The sequence below is a fragment of the Mesonia sediminis genome (genome assembly GCF_042684705.1).
GTDB classification, from domain to species: domain Bacteria; phylum Bacteroidota; class Bacteroidia; order Flavobacteriales; family Flavobacteriaceae; genus Mesonia; species Mesonia sediminis.
In genome coordinates this window covers 401,843-425,676 of record NZ_JBHULZ010000041.1, presented here as the reverse complement: position 1 = coordinate 425,676, position 23,834 = coordinate 401,843, and the positions used below count along the sequence as shown (strand labels likewise).

Sequence of the window (23,834 nt, the reverse complement as noted above, 5' to 3'; positions counted from 1 at the left end):
AAAAGGAAATCATTTTATAGATTTCCTTTTTTTGTCCTTAAAAAAAGCTTGTTTTATTCTTGAGGATTAAGTTTATAAGTAAATCCTACTCCTAACACCTCTCTAATTTGAAATCCGCTTATAGCGTTATCATCATATATTGCTTGAAAAATAAAGCTGGTAGTTAAATAATCATTGATTTTCATATTTAGCGTTGCAGTATAATCTAAATCAACGTTTTGAGGATCTTCTAAATAATTGGTATATAAGCTTAATATATTATCTAAACTTACATTTTTAACCAACTCAAAACTAGCAAATGCATTTAAAGAAGCTCCAAATTCAAATCGAGTAGACTCTCCCTGGTCTACACCAAAATAGCCACCATCTGTGTAACCTGCTACGCTGGTAAAAGCATCATCTACAAATATCAATCTTGCTGTTGCAGGAGCGATGTTCACTTTTATTTTGTCGCTTTTCTTCCATAACATACCTGGACCTGCTTGTAAATAACCTGGCGATAAAAAGTGAGTTGTTTCTGTTCGTACAGTTTCTACCCCAATTACATCATTGGTGATAGGATCAATCACATCGGCTTCGCTATACTCATAGCCTTTTGCAAATTGGGTTCTAAAATTTAAAAAGAAGGAGTAATACCAGTTAGATTCTTGCAGTTGTTTACCCAATATCGAATTGATTTCAAGCCGATCATTTGTTTTACGCGTGAACTCTTGATCTTTGACCTTCGTTAAACCAAAATCAGCAATAAATTTATTATCCCAGGTAAGATCGCCTTTTTTATAGTTTAAATCGTAATTAAAATTAAGACTACCGGCATAGTTAGAAGTACCTCCTCCTTGCCATTCGGCATTGAAAGCAGCTTGATTAAATAGCAGTGATAATGTTCCTGTACCCAACCATCCTGATTGTTCTTGATTCTCTTCTTGGGCAAATCCCATTTGCGCAATTAGTAACAAAAGTAAAGTGATTGTAATTTTTTTCATGAATTGATTTGTTATTTTTTATCAATCACAAAAATATAACAATCTAACTCATCGCCAACAATAGTTTAGTCACTACTTTTTGCGTTTAAACATTGGCACGGCCGAACAAGCCTCACCATACATAATACTTTTAGCATAAGCTTGGAGTTTTTGAGCCAACAGCACATAAGCATTGGGTGGAATTTCACGTTTAGCGCAGCCTTTTATAATAACCGGCTTATCTTGATAAATGGAAGCATCAAAATCTCTAACTGCTTCAGTAAACAAGGTGTTTTCTAATGTAAATTCATCACCCATCACTACTTTTTTGGCAAAATCACCTAATTGTAGACTTACAAACATATACGCCCAACCGGGTAAGATAGCATCTGTACTGCAAAATAGATAAACATAGGCTCCTTGATATTTTTGCCAATCTTGACTATTTACAGCTTTACGGAAGTCTTTCTCACGCAAGACTATACCTTCTAGTAACCATTGTGATAAATCAATTCCTAGCCTTGGGCCAGGTTGATATAAATCTTCTAAATCTATGGTTACTAATGCACTATTCGCTACTCTATTTATGATAGGCTCATTTTTCATATCTACAATTAAAGCATACCGAGTTCAAGTTTGGCCTCTTCGCTCATCAAATCCTGGGACCACGGCGGGTCAAAAGTTATTTCTACTTCTGCATCTTTCACCAAGTCAATACTCTTAATTTTTTCTTCTACCTCTTGAGGTAAACTTTCTGCAACCGGACAATTAGGAGTGGTAAGTGTCATCAACACTTTAACTTCATAATCTTCATTCACAAAAACGTCATAAATAAGTCCTAGTTCATAAATATCAACAGGTATTTCTGGGTCATAAATGGTCTTGATTACCTTTACAACTTTCTCACCCAGTTCATTTACATCTATATCTTCTAATTTACCCATAGTTTTAATTATTTGCTTTAGCTTGATAAGCTATTGCATACATTTTTAATTGTTTTATCATGCTAACCAAACCGTTTGCTCGGGTTGGAGATAAATGCTCTTTTAAACCAATTTCATCTATAAATTGGGTGTCTGCAGCTATAATATCCTCTGGTTTTTGATGCGAAAATGAACGCACCAAAAGAGCTATAATACCTTTGGTAATTATAGCATCACTGTCGGCAGTAAATACCACTTGACCGTCTTGAAAGTCGGCATGGACCCATACTTGACTTTGACAGCCTTTAATTTTGTAATCATCGGTTTTATATTGTTCTTCGATAAGTGGCAATGATTTTCCCAGCTCAATCATATATTCATAGCGCTGCATCCAATCGTCGAACATAGAAAACTCATCTACTATTTCTTCTTGTATCTCTTTAATCGTATTCACAATCAATTCTTTTTTCCGCGCATTAATTCTTTCTTATTCTCATCTTTCAAGATCAGCTGTTCACCATCGTAGGCATAAAACCGAACTTTCGCCAGTCTTTCTAAGTACTCTCTTTCTAGATCCTGGTCTTCGCAAGCCGCTTGAGTTACTCCTGCGGGTTTTACAAATATTCCAAAATCATCTTCTAATTTAAAGCTAGTAGTATATTTATTACAAACTACATTGCCCACCAATTGCATCTCTTCAAGCATAGCAATAAGGTTTATCTTTTTTGGTGTTACATCTTTATCGTCTATGTACTCAATATCATAGGCACCACTTTCAAGCTGCTTGAGCGCATCCATCTTTTGCTTATCGGATTGCTTTTCTTGGCAGCCCACAAACAATAGCAGTACCGTCATTAAACTTAGTATTCTTTTCATGATAGCATTTCTTTAGCTTTTTTAACTGCCTGCACTAAGGCTTCTACTTCTTCAAAGGTGTTATAAAATGCGAATGAGGCTCTAACCGTACCCGGAATCTTGTAATAATCCATAATAGGTTTAGCACAATGGTGCCCTGTTCTAACGGCAATACCCAATTTATCAACGATAGTACCTATATCATACGGATGTATTCCTTCTATATTAAATGAAATTACCGAAGTTTTTTCTTTTGCCGTACCATAAATTTTAAGGCCATCAATTTCAAATAAAGCTTGTGTTGCCTTTACTAATAAGTCATGCTCATATTGCGCTATAGCCTCAAAGCCAATTGTATTCATATAATCAATGGCGGCACCAAAGGCTATACCTCCACAAATATTTGGTGTTCCGGCCTCAAATTTATGAGGTAAACCAGCGTAAGTTGTTTGCTCAAAACTCACCTGGTCTATCATTTCTCCACCGCCTTGATAAGGGTGAAGTTTTTCTAACCAAGTTTTTTTACCAAATAATACCCCAACGCCCGTAGGACCGCACATTTTATGTGCAGAAACAACATAAAAATCTACGTCTAAGTCTTGAACATCGGCTTTGATATGGGGTGCAGCTTGGGCTCCATCTATTAAGACAGCGGCTCCCACCTTTTTTGCCTTTTCAATAATTTGTTTTATTGGATTAATGGTACCCAAAGCGTTTGAAATATGATTTACAAAAACCAATTTCGTATTGGCATTGACCAAATCCGCGTAAGCGTTCATATCTAATTCGCCATTAGGCAACATAGGAAGAACCCGCAATTTAGCCCCTGTTTCTTCACACATCATTTGCCACGGCACAATATTGGAATGATGCTCTAAAGCCGAAACAATAACCTCATCTCCTTTTTTCAATCGTTTTGAAAAACCGTGCGCCACCAAATTGATTCCCTCGGTGGTTCCCGAAGTAAATATTATTTCTTCTCGATGTTTTGCATTAAAATGAACTCTAATTTTTTCCCGAGCAGCTTCATACGCATCTGTGGCTTCTTGAGATAGCGTATGCACCCCCCTGTGGATATTGGCATTGTAAAGCGAGTAGTACTCTACTATACAATCTATTACCTGTTTAGGGGTTTGCGATGTGGCTGCATTATCAAGATACACCAAAGGTTTTCCATTTACCTTTCGCTGTAGGATTGGAAAATCTAGACGAATTTTATCTATGGGGAAATTTGTCATAATTTATAAGTCAAAGCCTAAATTTACATTTAATTTATTGGCTATTAATTTATTAATCCGTTTTTTGATGGCTCCAATTTTTACACTTTCTAAGACATTGTTGGCAAATGCATAGGTTAATAAAGCACGAGCTTCTTTGGCCGGTATTCCTCTAGATTTAAGATAAAATAATGCTTCTTCATCTAATTGCCCAATGGTACAACCGTGACTACAAGCTACATCATCTGCAAAAATCTCCAATTGCGGTTTAGAGTTGATAGTGGCATCATCGTGGGCCAAAATATTGTTATTACTTTGGTAAGCGTTAATTTTCTGGGCAATCTTTTCAACCAAAACTTTACCATTAAATACGCCAACCGATTTTTCATCATATATACCTTTATAATCTTGATGACTCTCACAATTAGGTTGAGTATGGTGCACTAGGGTATTATGATCTACGTGTTGTTTACCTTCGATTAAAGTTACACCTTTAAGAATAGAGTTAGAGTGCTCTCCTTTTTGGTAAAACTCTAGGTTATTTCTAGTTAAAGCTCCTCCTAGCGAAAAGGTATGTACCGAGCAATGCGTTTCTGCCATTTGCTTGATAAAAGTGTTATCAATCAAAGAGGCATGGTGCGTATCGTTTTGAATTTTATAGAAATCAAGCATACCGCGTTTGTCCACAAAGATTTCTGTAACCGAATTGGTAAAAACAGGATTTTCGGTTAAACTCTGGTGACGCTCAATAATTTCTACCTGGGCGTTCTCCCCTACCACAATTAAATTTCGGGGCTGAATCATAAGATTATTTTCTTTACCCGTAGAGAAGTTGATAATTTGTATGGGTTTATCTGCTACGGTATTCTTAGGAATGTTAATAAAGGCCCCTTGTCTGGCGAACGCAGTATTTAGGGCGTTTAAACCGGATTTTGGTGCAATTTTATTAAAGTATTTCTCAAGCAAATCAGCATATTTTTCCTTCTCCATTGCCGAAGACATCAAACAAGCATCAATCTTATCGTGTGTTGTGCTAGATAGTTGAGAAGCATACACGCCATCAATAAACACAATGGTATACGTGTCAATCTCGTGTATAAAGTATTTTTTTACTTCTTTATAGTCTAACGCATCTTCAACTTGAGCAAACAAATTATAGTCCTGCTTAAGTAATTTGTTTAAGGAGGTGTATTTCCAGGCTTCTTCTTTTTTCTTAGGAAAACCTAGTGTTTCAAAATCTTTTATTGCCTGAACCTTTACATCGTGAACCTGATCGGTAACTTGTAGATGGTCTTCATAGGCATAAAAAGAAGATATTAATTTATCTTTTAAATCCATAGATCTTAATTCAGTCGTTCATTAATAATTCTCAAAAGCACTACGTTTAGGCCATTTTCATTTCTTCTTTAATCCAGTCGTAACCGTGCTCCTCTAATTTATGTGCTAACTCTTTACCTCCAGACTTTACAATTTTCCCATCCATCAAAACATGAACAAAATCAGGAACTATATAATTTAATAAGCGTTGGTAGTGGGTGATTACCATAACCGCATTATCTTTAGTTTTTAATTTATTTACACCATTTGAAACAATACGTAACGCATCGATATCTAATCCTGAGTCGGTTTCATCAAGCATAGCAAATTTGGGCTCGAGCATAGCCATTTGAAAGATTTCATTTCTTTTTTTCTCTCCACCAGAGAAGCCTTCATTTAAAGAGCGCGACAAAAATCCTCTCTTAATTTCGAGTAATTCAGATTTTTCTTTAATCTTTTTCAACATGTCTTTAGCGGGCATCTCTTCAAGACCTTGAGCTTTTCTTGTTTCGTTTATTGCAGTTTTAATAAAATTGGTCACCGAAACACCAGGGATTTCAACTGGATATTGGAAGGATAAAAACACTCCTTTTCGCGCACGCTCATCGGCCTCTAGTTCTGATATCTCTTCGTTCTCTAAAATAATCTCACCCTCTGTTTGCTCGTATTCTTCTTTACCTGCAATAACAGAAGCCAATGTACTTTTACCCGAACCGTTTGGTCCCATTATAGCATGAACTTCTCCGGCTTTAATCTCTAAATTAATTCCTTTTAAAATCTCCTTGCCTTCTACGTTGGCGTGTAAATTTTTTATCTTTAACATATTAATTTGCTTTAACTTTAATTACACCTTCTTGTGTAGGCGGTGATACCTTTATTATTTCTTTTATTTCTATAATTTGTTCCCAACCTCCTTTAACAGGATTTGGTTTTACGCTTGCTTTTACCTCAACAGGAATCATGTCAAATTTATCGCGTTTTAGCACTTTTGCTTGTTTATCTAATACACGCATCATACTATCTTGCTCTACCGCATACAAAAAGCTATCGCCTTTTAAAACGGCGGCCTCGTTTAAATAAATAAACTCTCCATTTAATACTACTAAACCATCTTCTTGTTCTGTAGTTGTAATTGACTCAGCCTCTTTTTGGCCTTCTTTTTTATTATCGTTACAAGCAATTAACAAACTTGCCACTATAAAAATAAGCGCTATTTTTCTCATATTTATTTTTTATCCTACAGAACCTTCTAAAGATATTTCTAGTAATTTTTGCGCTTCAACGGCAAACTCCATCGGTAGTTTGTTTAACACCTCTTTACTAAAACCATTTACTATTAGCGCTATGGCTTTTTCTGTATCTATACCCCGCTGGTTGCAATAAAAAATTTGATCTTCACCAATTTTACTTGTCGTTGCCTCGTGCTCTACTTGTGCCGATTTATTTTTGGTTTCTATATAAGGGAAAGTATGCGCTCCACACTCATTACCCATCAATAAAGAATCACACTCTGAGAAGTTACGTGCATTTTCGGCTCTTTTGCTAATTTGCACCAAACCGCGGTAAGAATTTTGCGACTGACCAGCAGAGATTCCTTTTGAAATGATGGTACTCTTGGTATTTTTACCTAAATGAATCATTTTTGTACCGGTATCAGCTTGTTGGTGGTTGTTGGTTACAGCAACCGAGTAAAACTCACCTATACTGTTATCTCCTTTTAACACACAGCTTGGGTATTTCCAAGTTACGGCACTTCCTGTCTCCACTTGAGTCCAGCTTATTTTGGCATTGGTTTCGCAAAGGCCTCGTTTGGTTACAAAATTAAACACCCCTCCTTTTCCTTCGGCATTACCAGGGTACCAATTTTGCACGGTGCTGTATTTAATTTCGGCATCGTCGAGCGCGATGAGTTCTACCACTGCGGCGTGTAACTGGTTTTCATCCCGTTGTGGCGCTGTACACCCTTCTAAGTAACTTACGTAACTTCCTTTGTCAGCAACCACCAAGGTGCGTTCAAATTGCCCTGTACCAGCCTGATTAATCCTGAAATAAGTAGAAAGTTCCATAGGACACCTTACCCCTTTAGGGATATAGCAAAAAGAACCATCACTAAACACGGCTGAATTTAAGGCCGCATAAAAATTATCTTTTTTAGGCACCACCGTCCCGATGTATTTTCTTACTAATTCTGGGTGTTCTTGAATCGCTTCAGACATAGAGCAAAATATAATACCCTTTTCGGCTAAAGTTTTCTTAAATGTAGTAGTTACCGAAACTGAATCCATTACAACGTCTACAGCTACACCAGCCAATTTCTTTTGTTCATCAAGTGAAATACCTAGTTTTTTAAATGTATCTAATAGTTCAGGATCTACCTCATCTAAACTTTCGTACTTTGGCTTTTTATTGGGAGCCGAGTAATAAGAGATATTTTGAAAATCAGGCTTTTCATATTTCACATTTGCCCATTCTGGCTCTTCCATTTCTTGCCAAATTCTAAAGGCTTCTAATCGCCACTCGGTCATCCATTCTGGCTCCTCTTTCTTTTTTGAAATGGCGCGTACTACGTCCTCGTTTAGTCCTACTGGAAATGTATCAGACTCAATATCGGTGTAAAAACCATACTCATACTCTTTGGTTTTCAACTCTTCTCTTAAGTCGTCTTCGGTAAATTTATTCATTTAATCAAGTTTAAGGTTAACTCCGCTACTGGCATTTAGTCTCAAGCTTTTATTCTTTTGTAACACTAAAAACCGTTATTGCTTCATTAACTTTTATTTTCAAAATTTGAAATTTTTTATTTTTCTACTGTGCCCTAAGGCTGTTTGGTTGATAAAAAGCAAACCATTTTTACGGCTCTTAAATTTTGTCGTTATTACAAACCCGTATTAAGCTTTTTTTCGCAAATAATTAAAGCGAAAAAGACTCTCCGCAACCACAGGTGCGTTGCGCGTTGGGATTATTAAAAACAAATCCTCTGCCGTTAAGCCCACCACTATACTCTAAGGTGGTACCCAACAAGTACAAAAAACTTTTTTTATCTACGATTAGCTTTACGCCATTATCTTCAAAAATCTTATCCTCGTCTTGCTTAGTTTTATCAAATTTTAAGTCGTAAGAAAGACCAGAACACCCGCCGCTTTTTACTCCTACGCGCACAAAATCTTGTTGGGCATCAAAACCTTCTTCTGCCATTAATCCAGAAAGTTTTTGCCTAGCTTGTTCACTTACTTTTATCATCTCAATTTTATTTAAACTATATTGCCCACAAAGATACAATATAGCCTGCTTAATCCCATAGCGACTTCAGTTATTTTATTTATTTAGGCATAGGTTTAAATTATAAGGCATAATCCCTTTCTATTTTATATTATATCTACCATAAACACCTAAAAATAAATAGTTTACAAATAGCAAAAAGCAGCATAGGATTGAACAGCAAGTGCCAGGCATCCTTTTTAAATTTTAAATCTAGAATCGCTTCCGCGGAAGCGATAAATTTTTACTAATATGCCTCCTGTTAGTCATTATTCTACTAATTTTGCATTTTATAAATATTGGAAAATTCACTTATGTTTGAAGACAATTTACCCAAAACCAGCTTATCTGAATTAGGCGAATTTGGACTTATAGATCACCTTACTCGCTTTGTAAAAACCCACCAGCCAACCACCCATAAAGGCATTGGCGATGATGCAGCAGTGATTAATCACGAAAAAGAGCAAAGTGTTATCACCACCGATATGCTGATTGAAGGGGTTCATTTTGATTTGGCCTACACCCCATTGAAACACTTAGGCTACAAAGCCGTGATGGTAAATTTATCTGATGTGTATGCCATGAACGCTCAAGCCTCACAAATTACCGTTTCTATAGCGGTATCCAACCGTTTTCCTGTAGAGGCGCTTGAAGAATTATATGCTGGTATTACTTTAGCTTGCGACACTTATAAAGTTGATTTGATAGGCGGCGACACTACCTCATCACGAAGTGGTCTTGTAATTAGCATTACCGCGATTGGACAAGTGCAAACCGATAAAGTTACCTATAGAAGTGGAGCAAAACCGAATGACCTATTGGTAGTAACGGGTGATCTTGGCGCTGCATTTATGGGACTTAAAGTCTTAGAACGAGAAAATGAGGTGTTTAAAGTAAACCCTAACGCGCAACCCGATTTAGAACCTTATGCCTATCTTGTTGAACGCCAATTAAAGCCTGAAGCTAGAAAAGACATTCCTCAACTTCTAGAGGCGCTCAAAGTAAAACCTACCAGTATGATAGATATTAGCGATGGTCTTTCTTCTGAAATAATACATTTATGCAGAAATGCTAAGGTTGGAGCAAATTTGTTTGAAGAAAAAATTCCGTTAGACCCAGCTGTTATCTCGGTATGCGAAGAATTTAATATAGACAGTACAACCATTGCTTTGAGTGGTGGCGAAGATTATGAATTATTGTTTACCATAGATCAAAACGATTACGATAAGATTAAGGGCAACCCAAATTTAACCGTCATTGGCCATATGACCGAAGAAAAAGAAGGTATGCACTTAATAACTCGTGCGAACCAAAAAATACCTATTAAAGCAAGAGGATGGAATTCTTTTGAAGATGCAAATGATAAAGAATAAAACGTAAGCATTTATCCATTAAAAATCCCGCCAATAAGCGGGATTTTTAATGGATTTATTTTGATTTCATCAACTTTAATATAATCCACATGGAGAACGGAGTTATTAACAAAAAACCTCCCAAAAGTGCTAATAACCTCCAAAGCTGATCTTCATAATTTATTATTTGATTCAACAATTGCCATAAAACAATTGCATTTAAAAACACAACAGGGACTAGAATAGCGAGTAACCTTTTCTTCATTTAATATAAATTATTTAATGGTTTGATTTTAGACGTTTTATAACAGTGAAAGCTTTTTCAACCAGCGCATCATCTACCAAGGCTATAAATTCATTGGTGGTTGATACCACATCATAAACCGCAATACCGTTCCAGGCTAAATCCTTAAAAATTTGATAGTACAATCCGGTAATCTTATAATTATCTTGTGGTAGTTTTACGCTTATAGCGGATAATTTTGCCCGAAAATGCATTTGCCTTTCTCGTTTAAAATAACTACTCACTAAATCTTTCTGTGCACCAGAAATCATTAAATTACTCTCAGTTATACCTCGGGTAAACGCATAAAAAAGTTGCTCTCGATGGTTTATTTTATCGAGTAACTTTACTTGAGATGGAATTAAAGTGGCAGAATTCTCAAATGTATAAGCCACAATATCTGATTTTAAGGTTATATCCCCCAAAAGCCGTAGGCTATTTTTTATTTGCCCAGATTGATGAATATGCGGTGGGATAGGATATCTACGCAACGCCATCATAATAGCTCCGGTCTTTACAGGTTTTCTAAGCAAATCGCTAATTTTAGGCTGTAAATCACTTGCCAAAGCACTATAATTTACAATACCTCGAGCTAAAGCTTCTTCTAAAAAGTGTTGCCCTTTCACCACTTCTCCAACAGCCTGTGCTACGGTCTTCATAATGTTATATATTTAACAAACTGTGTAAAATTAGTCAATTTTTTATAAAAAAATGGAATGATTCAAATGTACTTATACATTTGAACTCAGATTAAACCAATATGAAAGTTTTAAAATTCGGTGGTACCTCTGTAAGCTGTGCAAATAACATTGCACAAATTGCCCATATAGCTCAAAGGCCAGGATCAAAATTTATGGTCTTTTCGGCATTGAGCGGCAGCACCAACCAGTTGACACTGTTTGCCGATTGCTTGGCGCAGGAAAATTTTAAAGCCACTAATGAGTTAATCGAACAAATTACGCATCACTTTAGAAAATTTAGTTGTGATCTATTGGAAAAGCATCCTGAGCAACTTCAGGTAGCCCTAGAATATGTTGATTTACTAGCTGCCTGGTTGGCAGGATGTTTCCAAAAGCCCTTCAGCGAAAGCTTAAAAAATGAGATTATTGCTCAAGGAGAATTGTTTTCTAGTCGATTAATAAGTTTGTATTTTAAATCACAACAAATTGAGCATATATACTTACCTGCTCTAGATTTTATGCGCACCGATAAAGACGGTGAACCCGATTATTTTTATATCAAGCAACAGCTTAAACAACATTGTATAGGTTACCCCAATAATCCTATATGGATTACCCAAGGTTTTATTTGTTTAGATGCCAAGGGTGAAATTGCCAATTTAGGTCGTGGCGGGAGCGATTATACCGCCACGATTATTGGTGCTTGTTTAGAAGCAGAAGAGGTTCAAATTTGGAGTGATATTGACGGCTTTCACAATAATGATCCTAGGTATGTAACGCCCACCAAACCACTAGCAGAATTATCTTTTGATGAGGCGGCTGAGCTGGCTTATTTTGGCGCAAAAATCCTGCATCCGGCAACGGTATTGCCTGTTAAAAACCTAGGCATACCTGTACGTTTAAAAAACACCATGCAACCAGAAGCGAAAGGGAGCTTAATCACACAAAAAACCTGTAAGACCGGGATCAAGGCCATTGCTGCCAAAGATGGCATTACCGTTATAAAAATAAAATCTGAACGCATGCTGCTGGCTCACGGATTTTTAAAAAAGGTTTTTGACATTTTTGAACGTTATCAAACATCCATAGATATGATAACTACTTCTGAAATTGCCATCTCGTTAACCATAGACAACGACACTTATTTAGAACCAATAACCCATGAGTTATCGGTGTTTTCTCGCGTTCAAATAGAACAAGAAATGAGTATTATTTGCTTAGTTGGTAATTCTATTGTTAATCATCCAGATACCTCAAGACTTTTTCAAATAATGCAAGATGTAAATTTACGTATGATTGCATACGGTGGCAGCAACAACAATATATCTTTATTGGTAAATACTTCAGCCAAAAAGGCAGTTTTAAATAAACTTAACCACTATGTGTTTCGCACCCCAAAAAAAGAACTGCCTGAATTGGTTGAATAACAAAATTCATATTCGGTTACCCTAAGTATTTATTTTGTTAAACCGAAAAAACCAGCTTTTAGGAGCTGGTTTTTTTAATTAATTCTTATTTTAAAAAATTGGAATTATATAAATCATTAGATTCCCTGGCCAAACACGGCGGCAAAAAAAAAAAAAAAACACAACTTAACAAAGTTTTAAGAAGAAAAAATTAATCTAATTTATTTGATTTTAATCGAATTTTTAAAAAACCCCAACAATTCTTCTTTAGCTTCTAAATGTGTCATATGTCCGCCTTTAAAGGTTATAAGTTGAGTTTGGGTTGCTTTGGCGAGTTGCCGTAAGCTTTCTAAAGGAACAATTTCATCTTCTTCACCTGCCAAGAATATTTTCTCTCCAGTAAAATTGTTCAAAATATGGGTTCTATCCTTTCTAGATTTCAGACCTTCTATGGCCGCTACAATGTTTTCTGCTGGCATTTGCTGCGCCTGTTCAACGAGCGTGTTGATGTGTTCTTGTGATTGCTCTCCACCTTCTTTTCCGAATAGATTAGTGATTGCCATCCGCACAAAAGCATTCTTGTTTTGCTTTACCAGGCGAATGGCTCGATTTCTATTGACAACACGTTCGGAGGAATCGGCTAGCGGTGTTGAATTTAAAAGCAACATTTTTTTTATCCTAAACGGAAATAATTCCGCGAAAGCCAGTGTAACATAACCTCCCATTGAATGTCCTAAAAAAGTAGCTTGTTTTATATTTAGTTGATTGAGCAAATGGTTAATTGATTGTGCCATCTCTTCCATAGTATGAATATAACCCAAGCGCTGCGAACTGCCATGCCCCAATAAATCTACACAAATAAAGCGCTTTTTTTTAGGCAATTCTGGCAGTATAGCCTCCCACATGCTGAGGTTTTCTAAAAAACCGTGTAAAAGTACAATTACCTCACCTCGCCCCGTGTCTGTATAGGCAATTTGTATATTTTTGTATTTGATGAAATTTTGCATAGCGCAAAAATACAATGTTCACTCCTTAAAAAGTCTAACTACTTATGAAAATTAGTCCGTACCTTTTATTTTTATTCATGCTTTGTACCGCCATTTCCCAGGCACAACTTAGCGAAAAACAAATTGATGATTTGGTTAAAAACACCTTAACAACTTTTGAAGTGCCTGGTATTTCTGTTGGTATTGTAAAAGACGGGAAGGTAGTTTATGCCAAAGGTCACGGTTTACGTTCATTACAATCTAAATTACCAATGAACGAGAAAACATTAGTGGGGGTTGCCTCTAACTCAAAAGGTTTTACTGCTTTTGCTCTGGCCATGCTGGTTGAAGATGGTTTGGTAAAATGGGATGACAAAGTGCGTGATCACCTGCCAGAATTCCGGTTACAAGATGCTTATGCCACCGAAAATATGCGCATTAAAGATTTACTCACCCATAATAGCGGTCTTGGTTTAGGAGCAGGAGATTTGATGTTTTTCCCTGAAGGAAATGACTTTAGCGCCCAAGAAATTGTAACCAATTTAAAACATATAACGCCAACTAGCTCTTTGAGAAGTGAGTTTGCTTATAACAATAATATGTATATTGTTGCCGGTGAAGTAATTGAACGTTTAAGCGGACTCAGTTGGGAGGAATTTATCGAGCAGCGTATTATGCAACCGGTAGGCATGAAAAACAGTAAGGCAGCCTACAATCGAGTAAGCGATAAAAGCAATAGTATAGCGGCGCATACCCGCACCGAAGGTAAAGTGATTCAAATACCGCACGACTGGAGCGAAACCGCCAATCCCGCAGGAGGAATTATGAGCAATATTCCCGATATGCTTACATGGGCTCAATTTTTAATGAATAATGCTCAAACCAAAAACGGCATACAATTGTTACCTGCCAAGCAATTGCACCAACTTTGGCAATTGCAAACTCCACTACCGGTAAGCCCAAAAAACGATTATAACACGCATTTTTTTGGCTATGCTTTAGGTTGGTTTGTTAAAGATGTTGCTGGCTATAAAGAAGTAACACATACCGGCGGTTTACTAGGAACCGTAACTCAATTTACCCTAATTCCAGAATTAGACCTTGGTATTGTGGTTCTCACCAATCAAATGAATGGTAATGCTTTTAAAACCATTACTAATACGATTAAAGATAGTTACCTAGGGTATAAAAATAGAGATTGGTTATCACGTTATGATAAGCAAAACCAAGATTGGCTAGCCAAAAATGATAGTATAAAACAAGCGGTTTACCATCAAGTGGATTTAGCCAAAGAAAATCCACAAATTATTACTCCAAAACAAATAATTGGAGAATACAAAGACAATTGGATGGGAACCTTTAAAATCTATCAAGATAAAGGTAAATTACGCATAGCTTCTTTTAGATCTTCTCAACTGGTGGGCGATTTATTACCTTATAACGCTACCACTTATGTTGCCAAGTGGGATAACAGAAGCTTTGATGCCGATGTTTTTGTGATTTTTAGTCTTGATGAAAACGCAATTGCCCAACAAGCGCGTATGCAATATATTGCTCCTATTACCGATTTTAGTTTCGACTTTGGCGACTTAAAGCTAAAGCGGATTAAAGACTAGGTCTTTTATGAACAAAAAAAAGGAAGCTCGTTGAGCTTCCTTTTTTTAAAAATTATAACCTCGAAAAGGCATTGCATTTATTTATTCATTAAATCTTCAATTTCATCAGCTTCAATAGGAATATCAGCCATTAAATTAAAGGGCTCTCCTTGTTCCTGAATAACCACATCATCTTCTAATCGAATACCAAAACCTTCATCGGGAATATAAATTCCTGGTTCTACAGTAAACACCATATTCGCTTTTAAGGGCTCATACAATAAACCATAATCGTGCGTGTCTAAACCGATATTATGTGAGGTACCGTGCATAAAATATTTTTTATACGCTGGCCATTCCGGGTTTTCATTTTGCACATCAGCTTTATCTAACAATTTCAAGTCAAGTAGTTCTGATGTCATCAACTTACCTACTTCTTTATGGTACTCGGTCCAATCTGCTCCTGGCACCAATAGTTGAGTGGCCAAATCTTTCACTTTATTAACCGAATTATACACCTCTTTTTGTCTTTTTGTAAATTTCCCTGAAACGGGAATAGTTCGAGACATATCGCTAGAGTAATTAGCATACTCTGCACCAACATCCAGCAAGATAAGTTCACCCGCCTTGCATTGCGCTTTATTTTCTATATAATGCAAAACATTAGCGTTGTTACCCGAAGCCACAATAGGCGTGTAGGCAAAGCCGCGTGAACGGTTACGCAAGAATTCGTGCATAAATTCTGCTTCTATTTCATATTCCCATACACCAGGTTTTACAAAGTCTAAAATACGTTTAAATCCTTTTTCGGTAATTTTACAAGCCGCTTGCATTACTTCTAACTCCAAGCTGTGTTTCACCGCACGCAGTCGCTGTAAAATGGGGTTACTTTTAGCTCTTTGATGAGCGGGGTAGGCTTCTGTTACCCATTTATTGAAACGCGCTTCTCTTGTTTCGGTTTCTACATTGGCACGGTAATGTTCATTGGTATTGATGTAAATGGTATCGCATTGAGCCATTAATTCGTGAAAAACTTTCTTAAAATCTTTTAACCAGTAAACGGTTTTCACTCCAGAAGCTTCAAGCGCTTTTTCCTTGTCTAATTTCTCCCCCTCCCAAACGGCGATATGCTCATTGGTTTCGGTAAGAAAAAGTATTTCTCTATGCTCTGGTTTTGGTGCATCGGGGAAAAGCACTAAAATACTCTGGTCTTGATCTACCCCACTTAGATAAAAAATGTTTTTATCTTGCTGAAAAGGCATGGTGCTATCTGCCCCTGTTGGATAAATATCATTGGAGTTAAAAACAGCCAAACTAGAAGGACGCATTTGCGCCATAAAGTTCTTTCTGTTTTCAATAAATAAGTCGTTGTTTATAGCTTGATATCTCATAAAACTTGAATTTTTTCAAAAATAAGCAATCTATAAAACAATAAAGACCGCTTGTTCAAAATTTAATATTTTAAAAAAATTAGCATAGTATTAACATTTTTATTACATTTAAAAATTCATATTCAATAGTGTTATTCTGAAAAAGCAAAAAGCAAAAAGCAAAGGGCTATCCAAGTTTGCTGCACTCGTATGTAATTTTAAAGGTTTTTAATCTTTTCCACACTTAAGGTGGAAAGATAGGCACAAAACAACCACCTTAAAAAACAAGCCTATAACAGATTATTAACGATTAAAATTAATACAAATGAGCAAACATAACTTATATATAACACTTTGTTTTTCTATCCTATTTTTACATTCTTGCGAAAAGGAGGTGGTAGAAGAAAACAAAACATCAGAAACCTTAAATTATAAACCCGAATCAACTACGAGTGTATATGCTATAAATATAGATTATGGCTATTGTTTGGACCGAAAAAGGCACGTAAAATATTTTCAACCTGTTCACGGTGAAAAAAGAATAAAAACCACCGTTAAATTTAGAGGTGATACTCCATTTGGAAATGCAAAAGTGAAGGCGAAAACAAAGCATTATAATGATGCATGGCTAGTAGGTTGGATTTCCGGACCTTCTCAAATTTATGCTAAAGTAGCTGCTATCGGCGGCTTAGATTGCGGTCAAGGTTTTTACCCTTCATCAAGAACTTCTTCTGGTTATAGAACCAAAGTAAAAGCGCAATGGCTTCCGCAACATTTTAATTTCGACGGACAAAAAGAACCTAAAATTGTACATAATCACGTATTTGGGGTACATAAACGATACGATTACATTAAAACTTTAGATTTCTATGATGGCGAAGTACAATAATAAGTTAAATATGGCAAGTTTAGTGCTTGCCATATTTTCTCTCTCTTTAAGTTTTGGGCAACAAAAAGAAAATTTTTATCAAGGGCATATCGCAGAAAAAATTTTTAAGAAATACCAAAAAATTGGTCTACACACTGGTATTAGTAGCCTTTATGTAGACAATGAACCAAATGGAATGCTTTTAGAATTTGAAAAGCCACGCACTTTTGAAATTGGATTAACGTATAATTTTTTACAATACGAAAAATTAAACTTTTCGGTTAGTGCCATTTATCGAACTTACAACTTAACAAATTATAGTAATTTAAAAAAAGAAGATTCTGGCTATCCAATAGACATTGCCGGATGGCTAAAAATAGGACCGTATTTTGAATACAAATTGAATACAGAAGTGCAATATTATTTTAATCTTTTCAATATCACTATCGTTAATATTAGTGTAGGACCCGAACTTACCTTAGCCCGAAAAATTTATGGAACAACAATAGCAATTACAGATGATGAACGAGCAGTGGGATATACCTCGGTAAGCGATTATAATGCAACAACATTTTTTGGAGCCAACCTCTCTTTGGGTTTTAACATTAAAACAAAACCTTTATTATTACAACCTTTTATTACCTATCATTACCAACCTAAAAATTTATTTACTAAGGTTGTGACTACTGAAAATTTAAGGGTTTCTGAAAACACAGTCACAAAACACCATGTAACTGGAAATTATATCTTATTTGGTCTTAAAATTATACCGAGTAGGGATCTTTTTTGATAAATAAGTCAAATATCATCAAGTATTATTGCAATAAAAATAGAAACAAAACGAAATGCTTTGTTAATATTTATTCTAAATAAGAAGCTTGTTCTTTAGAAACTTTGTAAATGATATAGGATAGCTTATTTTTGTGCTAAATTCATAAAAAAAATCATTACAACCAATGGGTGGATTATTAAAATCGTCTGTAGCAAAAAAATTTGCTATGGCTCTGTCAGGTTTATTCCTAGTTCTATTTTTACTACAACATTTTACCATAAACTTTATATCGGTTATCAGCCCCGATGTATTCAATGAGATATCTCATTTTATGGGTACTAATTTTTTAGTGCAAGCCATCTTGCAACCCATCTTAATTTTTGGGGTGATTTTTCATTTTATTATGGGGTTTGTGCTTGAAATTCAAAACCGAAATGCTAGAAGCATAGGTTATGCCAATTATAAGGGCTCTGCTAATTCTAGCTGGATGTCTAGAAACATGATTTTTTCTGGAGCGGTTATCTTAGCCTTTTTAGGCTTGCATTTTTACGATTTTTGGTTCCCAGAAATTATGCACAAGTATATTGAAAGTCACCCAGAAGACCCAACACGCTATTATGAAGAAACCATCGCTAAATTTGAGAATCCTATACGCGTAGGTGTTTATGTGATTTCATTTGTTTTCTTAATGCTTCACTTATTGCATGGTTTTGCTTCTTCATTTCAATCGGTTGGATTTAACAACAAATATTCAAAAGGCTTGCAAGGTTTCACAAAAGCCTTCGCAATCTTAATCCCATTAGGGTTTATTTTTATAGCCGTTTATCACTATATTAATCACTTGTAATACGAAAGATTTATGTCAGTTTTAGATTCAAAAATACCATCAGGACCATTAGCCGATAAATGGACAAAACATAAAAACGAAATAAACTTAGTAAACCCAGCCAACAAAAGAAACATAGATGTGATTGTAGTTGGTACTGGTCTTGCCGGCGGTAGTGCAGCTGCTACCCTTGCCGAACTAGGATATAATGTAAAGACTTTCTGCTACCAAGATTCACCGCGAAGAGCACACTCAATTGCAGCGCAAGGCGGGATAAATGCTTCAAAAAACTACCAGGGTGATGGCGATTCTGATTATCGTTTATTTTATGACACGGTAAAAGGAGGTGACTATCGTTCACGAGAAGCCAACGTATATCGCTTAGCCGAGGTATCGGGTAATATCATCGACCAATGTGTGGCACAAGGAGTTCCTTTTGCAAGAGAATATGGCGGATTATTAGACAACCGCTCATTTGGAGGGGTACTGGTTTCGCGTACTTTCTACGCCAAAGGTCAAACGGGGCAGCAACTTTTATTAGGAGCTTACTCGGCGATGAACAGGCAAATCAATCGAGGGAAGATTCAATCTTTTACCCGTCATGAGATGATGGATTTAGTTTTGGTTGACGGCAAAGCGAGAGGAATTATTGCTCGAGATATGGTAACTGGAGAAATTCAAAGACATTCTGCACACGCTGTAGTCTTAGCTTCAGGGGGTTACGGTAATGTTTTCTTCTTATCGACTAATGCAATGGGAAGTAACGTGATGGCAGCCTGGAGAGCACATAAGCGCGGTGCTTATTTTGCCAACCCTTGTTATACCCAAATTCACCCTACTTGTATACCCGTATCGGGAGACCACCAGTCTAAGCTTACGCTGATGTCTGAGTCTTTACGAAACGATGGACGTATTTGGGTGCCCAAAAAGAAAGAAGATGCTATAGCTATTCGCGAAGGCCGACTAAAACCAACTGATTTAAGTGAAGAAGAACGCGATTATTATTTGGAGCGCAGATACCCTGCATTTGGTAACTTAGTACCACGAGATGTAGCTTCAAGAGCAGCAAAAGAGCGTTGCGATGCTGGGTTTGGAGTAAATAAAACAGGTGAGGCTGTATTCTTAGATTTTGCAAGTGCAATCGAGCGTTATGGTAAGGAAAAAGCTTTTACCTCGGGTCATAAAAATGCTTCAAAAGAAGAAATTACTCGTTTAGGAAAAGAAGTTGTCGAAGCAAAATATGGTAACCTTTTCCAGATGTATCAAAAAATTGTTGATCAAAATCCGTATGAAACACCTATGATGATTTATCCTGCGGTACATTATACAATGGGTGGTTTATGGGTTGATTATAATTTACAAACCACTATTCCTGGTTGTTATGCTGCAGGAGAGGCCAATTTCTCTGATCACGGTGCAAACCGATTGGGAGCTTCGGCCCTTATGCAAGGTTTAGCCGATGGATATTTTGTTCTGCCTTACACCATTGGAGATTATTTATCTAATGACATTAGAACAGGAGCTATCTCAACAGATTTACCAGAGTTTGCCGAAGCCGAAAAAAATGTAAAAGATAAAATTGATCGTTTGATGAAAGCCAGTGGCAAACACTCAGTAGATCATTACCACAAGAAATTAGGTAAAATTATGTGGAACAAATGTGGTATGGCTAGAAACGCTCAAGGCTTACAAGAGGCTTTAGAAGAAATTAAAGCTTTACGTGAAGATTTTTGGAAGAATGTAAAGGTGACTGGAAAGGCTGAAACCAAAAATGCAGAACTTGAAAAAGCGGGAAGAGTGGCAGATTTTCTTGAGTTAGGTGAACTGTTTGCTAAAGATGCTCTACACAGAAATGAGTCTTGTGGAGGCCACTTTAGAGAAGAGTATCAAACCGAAGAAGGGGAAGCATTACGAGATGATGAGAACTTTAAATATGTTGCCGCTTGGGAATATACCGGCGATCCGCGCGAAGCCAAATTGCACAAAGAAGATTTAGTATTTGATAATATCGAATTAAAAACAAGGAGTTATAAATAATTTGAGAAATTGAAAAGCAGCTCGCCTCACTAGCGAAACTTTTAAATTTTTCAATCTTCAAATTAGGATTATGAAACTTACACTTAAAATATGGCGCCAAGACGGTGCTAACACCAAAGGAAAAATGGTCGACTATCCCATTGATGGTATAGAAGGAGATATGTCTTTTCTAGAAATGCTAGATGTATTGAATGAAGAATTAGTGGCCAAAGGAGAAGAACCAGTAGAGTTTGATCACGATTGCCGAGAAGGTATTTGCGGATCTTGTTCGCTACAAATTAACGGAGAGCCTCACGGTCCAGACCGTTTAATTACTACTTGTCAATTACACATGCGCTCTTTTAATGATGGAGATACCATTACCATAGAGCCTTTTAGAGCCAATGCATTTCCTGTAATTAAAGATTTAATTGTAGACAGAACAGCTTTCGACCGCATTCAGCAAGCAGGCGGTTACGTATCGGTAAACACATCGGGGAACACAATAGATGCTAATTCTATTCCGGTAAATAAGCATAACGCTGATGATTCTTTTAATGCAGCCACTTGTATAGGCTGTGGGGCCTGTGTAGCAGCTTGTAAAAATGCAAGTGCAATGCTTTTCACTTCTGCTAAAGTTTCTCAATACGCCTTATTACCACAAGGTCGTGTAGAAGCAGTAGACCGTGTTCAAGCTATGGTACGCCAAATGGATGAAGAAGGTTTTGGAAATTGCTCGAATACAGGTGCATGTGAACTTGAATGCCCTAAAGGTATTTCTCTCGAAAATATCGCACGTATGAATCGTGAATACCTTAGTGCAAATGCTAAAGGTTAGGAATTAACTTTACTTATAATCATTAAAAAATCCTTTTCATTGAAAAGGATTTTTTTTTAAGTTCACAAAGAATTACAAGTTTCGCAATCCTTCGAGCATCGCTTTCGTCATTTTACCTAAATCAAATTGGTGTTTCCATCCCCAGTCTTTTTGCGCCTGGCTATCATCAATACTTGAAGGCCAAGAATCGGCTATAGCCTGCCTAAAATCTGGCGCGTAATCTATTTTAAAGTTAGGAATATGCTTTTTAATGCTTTCGGCAATTTCTTTAGGCGTAAAACTAATACCACCCAAGTTATAAGAGGATTTGATGCTTAAAGATTCCTTATCAGCATCCATTAAACGTATAGTTGCCTCAATGGCATCATCCATAAACATCATAGGTAAAGCAGTATCTTCACTTAAAAAACTGGTGTAAGATTGTTTGTTTAAAGCTTCGTGAAAAATCTCTACTGCATAATCAGTTGTTCCACCACCCGGAGCGGTTTTATAGCTGATTAAGCCAGGGTACCGAATGCTTCGTACATCTACACCATATTTTTCGTGATAATATTCGCACCAGCGCTCTCCTGTTTGCTTGCTAATTCCGTAAACAGTAGTAGGCTCCATTACCGTTGTTTGTGGCGTGTTTAGCTTTGGTGTAGTAGGTCCAAACACAGCAATACTTGAGGGCCAAAATAATTTGCTAATCTTTTTGTCTTTGGCTAGGTTTAAAACATTAAAAAGAGAATTCATATTCAACTCCCAACCGCGCATGGGGAATTTTTCGGCGGTAGCACTTAGCATTGCGGCCATCAAATAAACCTCATCAATTTCATAATGCATGACAATATCTTCAATTGCCTTATAATTGGTCGCATCTAAAATTTCAAAAGGGCCAGTTTGCATCAGTTGTTCGTTGCCTTCTCTAATATCACTGGCAACTACATTTTCATTCCCAAATTTCTCTCTCAAAGTAAGGGTTAACTCTGTTCCTATCTGCCCGCAGGCTCCGATAATTAATATTTTATTTCCCATTCAGTCATTTATTTATGAGGCTTTAATAGCACCTCAAAAAAACGATTTTTTAAGCGCATTACAAAACTTTCCTACACGTAAATTGACTCCCAAAAAAGATTATTCTTTTAAAAAATTGTATCTTTCGCACCTAAAAACTCTTATATGAAAAGGATTTTTTCCCTGCCTTTCTTGATCATCTTTTCAGTTTTAATAGGTGTGATTTCATGCCAAAATAAATCTGAAAAAGCCACAGAGAATTCTTTCCTAGAAAACCAAACTAGCATTTTACAAAAAGATATTGTTTTACCCACTTCAGTCCAATTACAACTGAGCCAAAAAACACAAGATATTGCCAATACATGGGCCGATTATAAGACCTTTGAAAATGAGCTTGATAATTTAAAATCATCGCATTACCAAGATTTGGTAGAAAACGCCTCCAATCTAGCCAAAATAACCAAACAATTAAACGACAGTATACCTCCTGTTTTTAACGAAAATGCAATAGCCGCAAGGTTAAATGTTCTTTATACCCATACCAAAATGTTAGAGCAAGTGAGTCAGCGCCAAGTGAAAGACACCACTTTATTGAAAAACAATTTAGAAAAGGTCATCATCGCTTTCAACAATTTAAAGGTACAACTCAATGAAGTTTTTTTACCGAGCATAGAAGAATTTGAAGCAGAACTTCTAGAATCTATAAAATCTGAAGATTCTGTAGCAACAAAAGAATAATGACCTGTAAATAAGAAAACAAATGAATAAGCTTTGTCTTTTTTTTCTCCTTATCGGATTTTTTTCAGTAGCTGGAAGAGCACAAGTAAAAGATTCTACCAAAGCAGCTTTAAATAATTTTATAGATGCTTGGCACTTGGCTGCAGCAAATGCTCAATTTGACAGTTATTTTGATAAAATGCATAAAGAGGCCACCTTCATTGGTACACAAGCCGATGAGATTTGGGACAAGCAAGCTTTTATGCGCTATGCCGCACCGCATTTTCGCACAGGAAAAGCTTGGCACTTTGAAGCTTTTAACAGAAAAATAAATGGAAACCAAAATACATATTGGTTTCACGAACTTTTAAAGACAGCTATGGGAGTTTGCCGTGGCTCTGGCGTTATCATAAAAACCGAAGATGGTTTTTTAATAAAGCAGTATGTTCTTTCATACACCATACCCAATGCTTTGGGTAAACAAGTTGTTTTATTTAAAAAAGAAAAAGACAGCATTTTTTTAAAAGAAAACTTTAAAAAGTCTGTAACAAATCTAGAAACCAATAACTAATAGATAAAGATCAATAACAACAATAC

26 protein-coding genes are annotated in these 23,834 nt (G+C 36.3%); 10 read left to right on the top strand and 16 right to left on the bottom strand.

The window, feature by feature from the left end:
- Positions 1-53: 53 nt before the first annotated feature.
- The 11 genes from ACFSQ0_RS09975 to ACFSQ0_RS09925 all read right to left on the bottom strand — a co-directional run bounded on the left by ACFSQ0_RS09975 (position 54) and on the right by ACFSQ0_RS09925 (position 8,514).
- Positions 54-983: a DUF3078 domain-containing protein gene (locus tag ACFSQ0_RS09975; RefSeq protein WP_379047687.1), complete on the bottom strand. Its 930-nt coding sequence runs from the start codon at positions 981-983 to the stop codon at positions 54-56.
- A 72-nt stretch (positions 984-1,055) separates the two neighbouring features.
- Complete coding sequence (locus ACFSQ0_RS09970; RefSeq protein WP_379047684.1) at positions 1,056-1,568, bottom strand: DUF2480 family protein; 513 nt, start codon at positions 1,566-1,568, stop codon at positions 1,056-1,058.
- Between the two features lie 8 nt (positions 1,569-1,576).
- Positions 1,577-1,906 (bottom strand): SUF system Fe-S cluster assembly protein, encoded by a 330-nt coding sequence (locus ACFSQ0_RS09965; protein WP_379047681.1) that lies wholly within the window; start codon positions 1,904-1,906, stop codon positions 1,577-1,579.
- 4 nt (positions 1,907-1,910) lie between these two features.
- Positions 1,911-2,291, bottom strand: a complete 381-nt coding sequence (locus ACFSQ0_RS09960) for a SufE family protein (RefSeq protein ID WP_379048821.1) — start codon at positions 2,289-2,291, stop codon at positions 1,911-1,913.
- A gap of 50 nt (positions 2,292-2,341) precedes the next feature.
- Positions 2,342-2,761, bottom strand: a complete 420-nt coding sequence (locus tag ACFSQ0_RS09955; protein WP_379047678.1) for an META domain-containing protein — start codon at positions 2,759-2,761, stop codon at positions 2,342-2,344.
- Positions 2,758-3,978, bottom strand: a complete 1,221-nt coding sequence (locus ACFSQ0_RS09950) for an aminotransferase class V-fold PLP-dependent enzyme (protein ID WP_379047675.1) — start codon at positions 3,976-3,978, stop codon at positions 2,758-2,760. Before ACFSQ0_RS09950 ends, ACFSQ0_RS09955 begins: the two co-directional genes overlap by 4 nt.
- A gap of 3 nt (positions 3,979-3,981) precedes the next feature.
- On the bottom strand, positions 3,982-5,295 hold the full coding sequence (gene sufD, locus ACFSQ0_RS09945; protein ID WP_379047672.1) for a Fe-S cluster assembly protein SufD: 1,314 nt from the start codon (positions 5,293-5,295) through the stop codon (positions 3,982-3,984).
- Positions 5,296-5,341: 46 nt separating this feature from the next.
- On the bottom strand, positions 5,342-6,097 hold the full coding sequence (sufC, locus tag ACFSQ0_RS09940) for a Fe-S cluster assembly ATPase SufC (RefSeq protein WP_147862186.1): 756 nt from the start codon (positions 6,095-6,097) through the stop codon (positions 5,342-5,344).
- A 1-nt stretch (position 6,098) separates the two neighbouring features.
- Complete coding sequence (locus tag ACFSQ0_RS09935) at positions 6,099-6,497, bottom strand: hypothetical protein (protein ID WP_379047669.1); 399 nt, start codon at positions 6,495-6,497, stop codon at positions 6,099-6,101.
- 9 nt (positions 6,498-6,506) lie between these two features.
- Positions 6,507-7,955: a Fe-S cluster assembly protein SufB gene (gene sufB / locus ACFSQ0_RS09930; protein WP_379047666.1), complete on the bottom strand. Its 1,449-nt coding sequence runs from the start codon at positions 7,953-7,955 to the stop codon at positions 6,507-6,509.
- A gap of 229 nt (positions 7,956-8,184) precedes the next feature.
- Positions 8,185-8,514: a HesB/IscA family protein gene (locus ACFSQ0_RS09925; RefSeq protein ID WP_379047663.1), complete on the bottom strand. Its 330-nt coding sequence runs from the start codon at positions 8,512-8,514 to the stop codon at positions 8,185-8,187.
- A gap of 332 nt (positions 8,515-8,846) precedes the next feature.
- On the opposite strand from ACFSQ0_RS09925, the gene thiL reads away from it, so the two are divergent.
- Positions 8,847-9,905: a thiamine-phosphate kinase gene (thiL, locus tag ACFSQ0_RS09920; protein WP_379047661.1), complete on the top strand. Its 1,059-nt coding sequence runs from the start codon at positions 8,847-8,849 to the stop codon at positions 9,903-9,905.
- Positions 9,906-9,960: 55 nt separating this feature from the next.
- On the opposite strand, the gene ACFSQ0_RS09915 is transcribed toward thiL, so the two are convergent.
- Positions 9,961-10,149 (bottom strand): hypothetical protein, encoded by a 189-nt coding sequence (locus tag ACFSQ0_RS09915; protein WP_379047658.1) that lies wholly within the window; start codon positions 10,147-10,149, stop codon positions 9,961-9,963.
- Positions 10,150-10,163: 14 nt separating this feature from the next.
- Positions 10,164-10,826 carry a hypothetical protein gene (locus ACFSQ0_RS09910; protein WP_379047656.1) on the bottom strand — a complete coding sequence of 221 codons (663 nt, stop codon included), beginning with the start codon at positions 10,824-10,826 and terminating at the stop codon, positions 10,164-10,166.
- A 101-nt stretch (positions 10,827-10,927) separates the two neighbouring features.
- Here ACFSQ0_RS09910 and ACFSQ0_RS09905 point away from each other — a divergent pair, with 101 nt between their 5' ends.
- Positions 10,928-12,274 (top strand): aspartate kinase, encoded by a 1,347-nt coding sequence (locus ACFSQ0_RS09905; protein ID WP_379047653.1) that lies wholly within the window; start codon positions 10,928-10,930, stop codon positions 12,272-12,274.
- A gap of 200 nt (positions 12,275-12,474) precedes the next feature.
- Here the strand turns inward: ACFSQ0_RS09905 and ACFSQ0_RS09900 are convergent, their stop codons facing one another.
- Positions 12,475-13,260 carry an alpha/beta fold hydrolase gene (locus ACFSQ0_RS09900; protein ID WP_379047650.1) on the bottom strand — a complete coding sequence of 262 codons (786 nt, stop codon included), beginning with the start codon at positions 13,258-13,260 and terminating at the stop codon, positions 12,475-12,477.
- Between the two features lie 44 nt (positions 13,261-13,304).
- Here ACFSQ0_RS09900 and ACFSQ0_RS09895 point away from each other — a divergent pair, with 44 nt between their 5' ends.
- Positions 13,305-14,855, top strand: coding sequence for a serine hydrolase (locus tag ACFSQ0_RS09895; RefSeq protein ID WP_379047647.1), 1,551 nt, complete (start codon positions 13,305-13,307; stop codon positions 14,853-14,855).
- A 77-nt stretch (positions 14,856-14,932) separates the two neighbouring features.
- On the opposite strand, the gene ACFSQ0_RS09890 is transcribed toward ACFSQ0_RS09895, so the two are convergent.
- Positions 14,933-16,225, bottom strand: a complete 1,293-nt coding sequence (locus ACFSQ0_RS09890; protein WP_379047644.1) for an aminopeptidase P N-terminal domain-containing protein — start codon at positions 16,223-16,225, stop codon at positions 14,933-14,935.
- Positions 16,226-16,529: 304 nt separating this feature from the next.
- Between ACFSQ0_RS09890 and ACFSQ0_RS09885 the strand changes: the two genes are divergently transcribed.
- The 5 genes from ACFSQ0_RS09885 to ACFSQ0_RS09865 all read left to right on the top strand — a co-directional run bounded on the left by ACFSQ0_RS09885 (position 16,530) and on the right by ACFSQ0_RS09865 (position 21,524).
- Positions 16,530-17,093: a hypothetical protein gene (locus tag ACFSQ0_RS09885; protein ID WP_379047641.1), complete on the top strand. Its 564-nt coding sequence runs from the start codon at positions 16,530-16,532 to the stop codon at positions 17,091-17,093.
- On the top strand, positions 17,074-17,862 hold the full coding sequence (locus ACFSQ0_RS09880) for a hypothetical protein (protein WP_379047638.1): 789 nt from the start codon (positions 17,074-17,076) through the stop codon (positions 17,860-17,862). The genes ACFSQ0_RS09885 and ACFSQ0_RS09880 overlap by 20 nt, the downstream gene beginning before the upstream one ends.
- A gap of 166 nt (positions 17,863-18,028) precedes the next feature.
- Positions 18,029-18,691: a succinate dehydrogenase cytochrome b subunit gene (locus ACFSQ0_RS09875; protein ID WP_147862175.1), complete on the top strand. Its 663-nt coding sequence runs from the start codon at positions 18,029-18,031 to the stop codon at positions 18,689-18,691.
- A 12-nt stretch (positions 18,692-18,703) separates the two neighbouring features.
- Complete coding sequence (locus tag ACFSQ0_RS09870; protein ID WP_147862174.1) at positions 18,704-20,707, top strand: fumarate reductase/succinate dehydrogenase flavoprotein subunit; 2,004 nt, start codon at positions 18,704-18,706, stop codon at positions 20,705-20,707.
- Positions 20,708-20,777: 70 nt separating this feature from the next.
- On the top strand, positions 20,778-21,524 hold the full coding sequence (locus ACFSQ0_RS09865) for a succinate dehydrogenase/fumarate reductase iron-sulfur subunit (protein ID WP_147862173.1): 747 nt from the start codon (positions 20,778-20,780) through the stop codon (positions 21,522-21,524).
- 72 nt (positions 21,525-21,596) lie between these two features.
- Here the strand turns inward: ACFSQ0_RS09865 and ACFSQ0_RS09860 are convergent, their stop codons facing one another.
- Complete coding sequence (locus tag ACFSQ0_RS09860; RefSeq protein WP_379047633.1) at positions 21,597-22,541, bottom strand: NAD-dependent epimerase/dehydratase family protein; 945 nt, start codon at positions 22,539-22,541, stop codon at positions 21,597-21,599.
- A 144-nt stretch (positions 22,542-22,685) separates the two neighbouring features.
- Here ACFSQ0_RS09860 and ACFSQ0_RS09855 point away from each other — a divergent pair, with 144 nt between their 5' ends.
- The gene (locus ACFSQ0_RS09855) at positions 22,686-23,258 is read left to right on the top strand and encodes a hypothetical protein (protein WP_379047630.1); all 573 of its coding nucleotides are present in this window, start codon (positions 22,686-22,688) and stop codon (positions 23,256-23,258) included.
- A gap of 22 nt (positions 23,259-23,280) precedes the next feature.
- Entirely contained in the window at positions 23,281-23,808 is a 528-nt protein-coding gene (locus tag ACFSQ0_RS09850) for a nuclear transport factor 2 family protein (RefSeq protein ID WP_379047627.1), read from the top strand.
- The last annotated feature ends 26 nt before the right edge of the window (positions 23,809-23,834 follow it).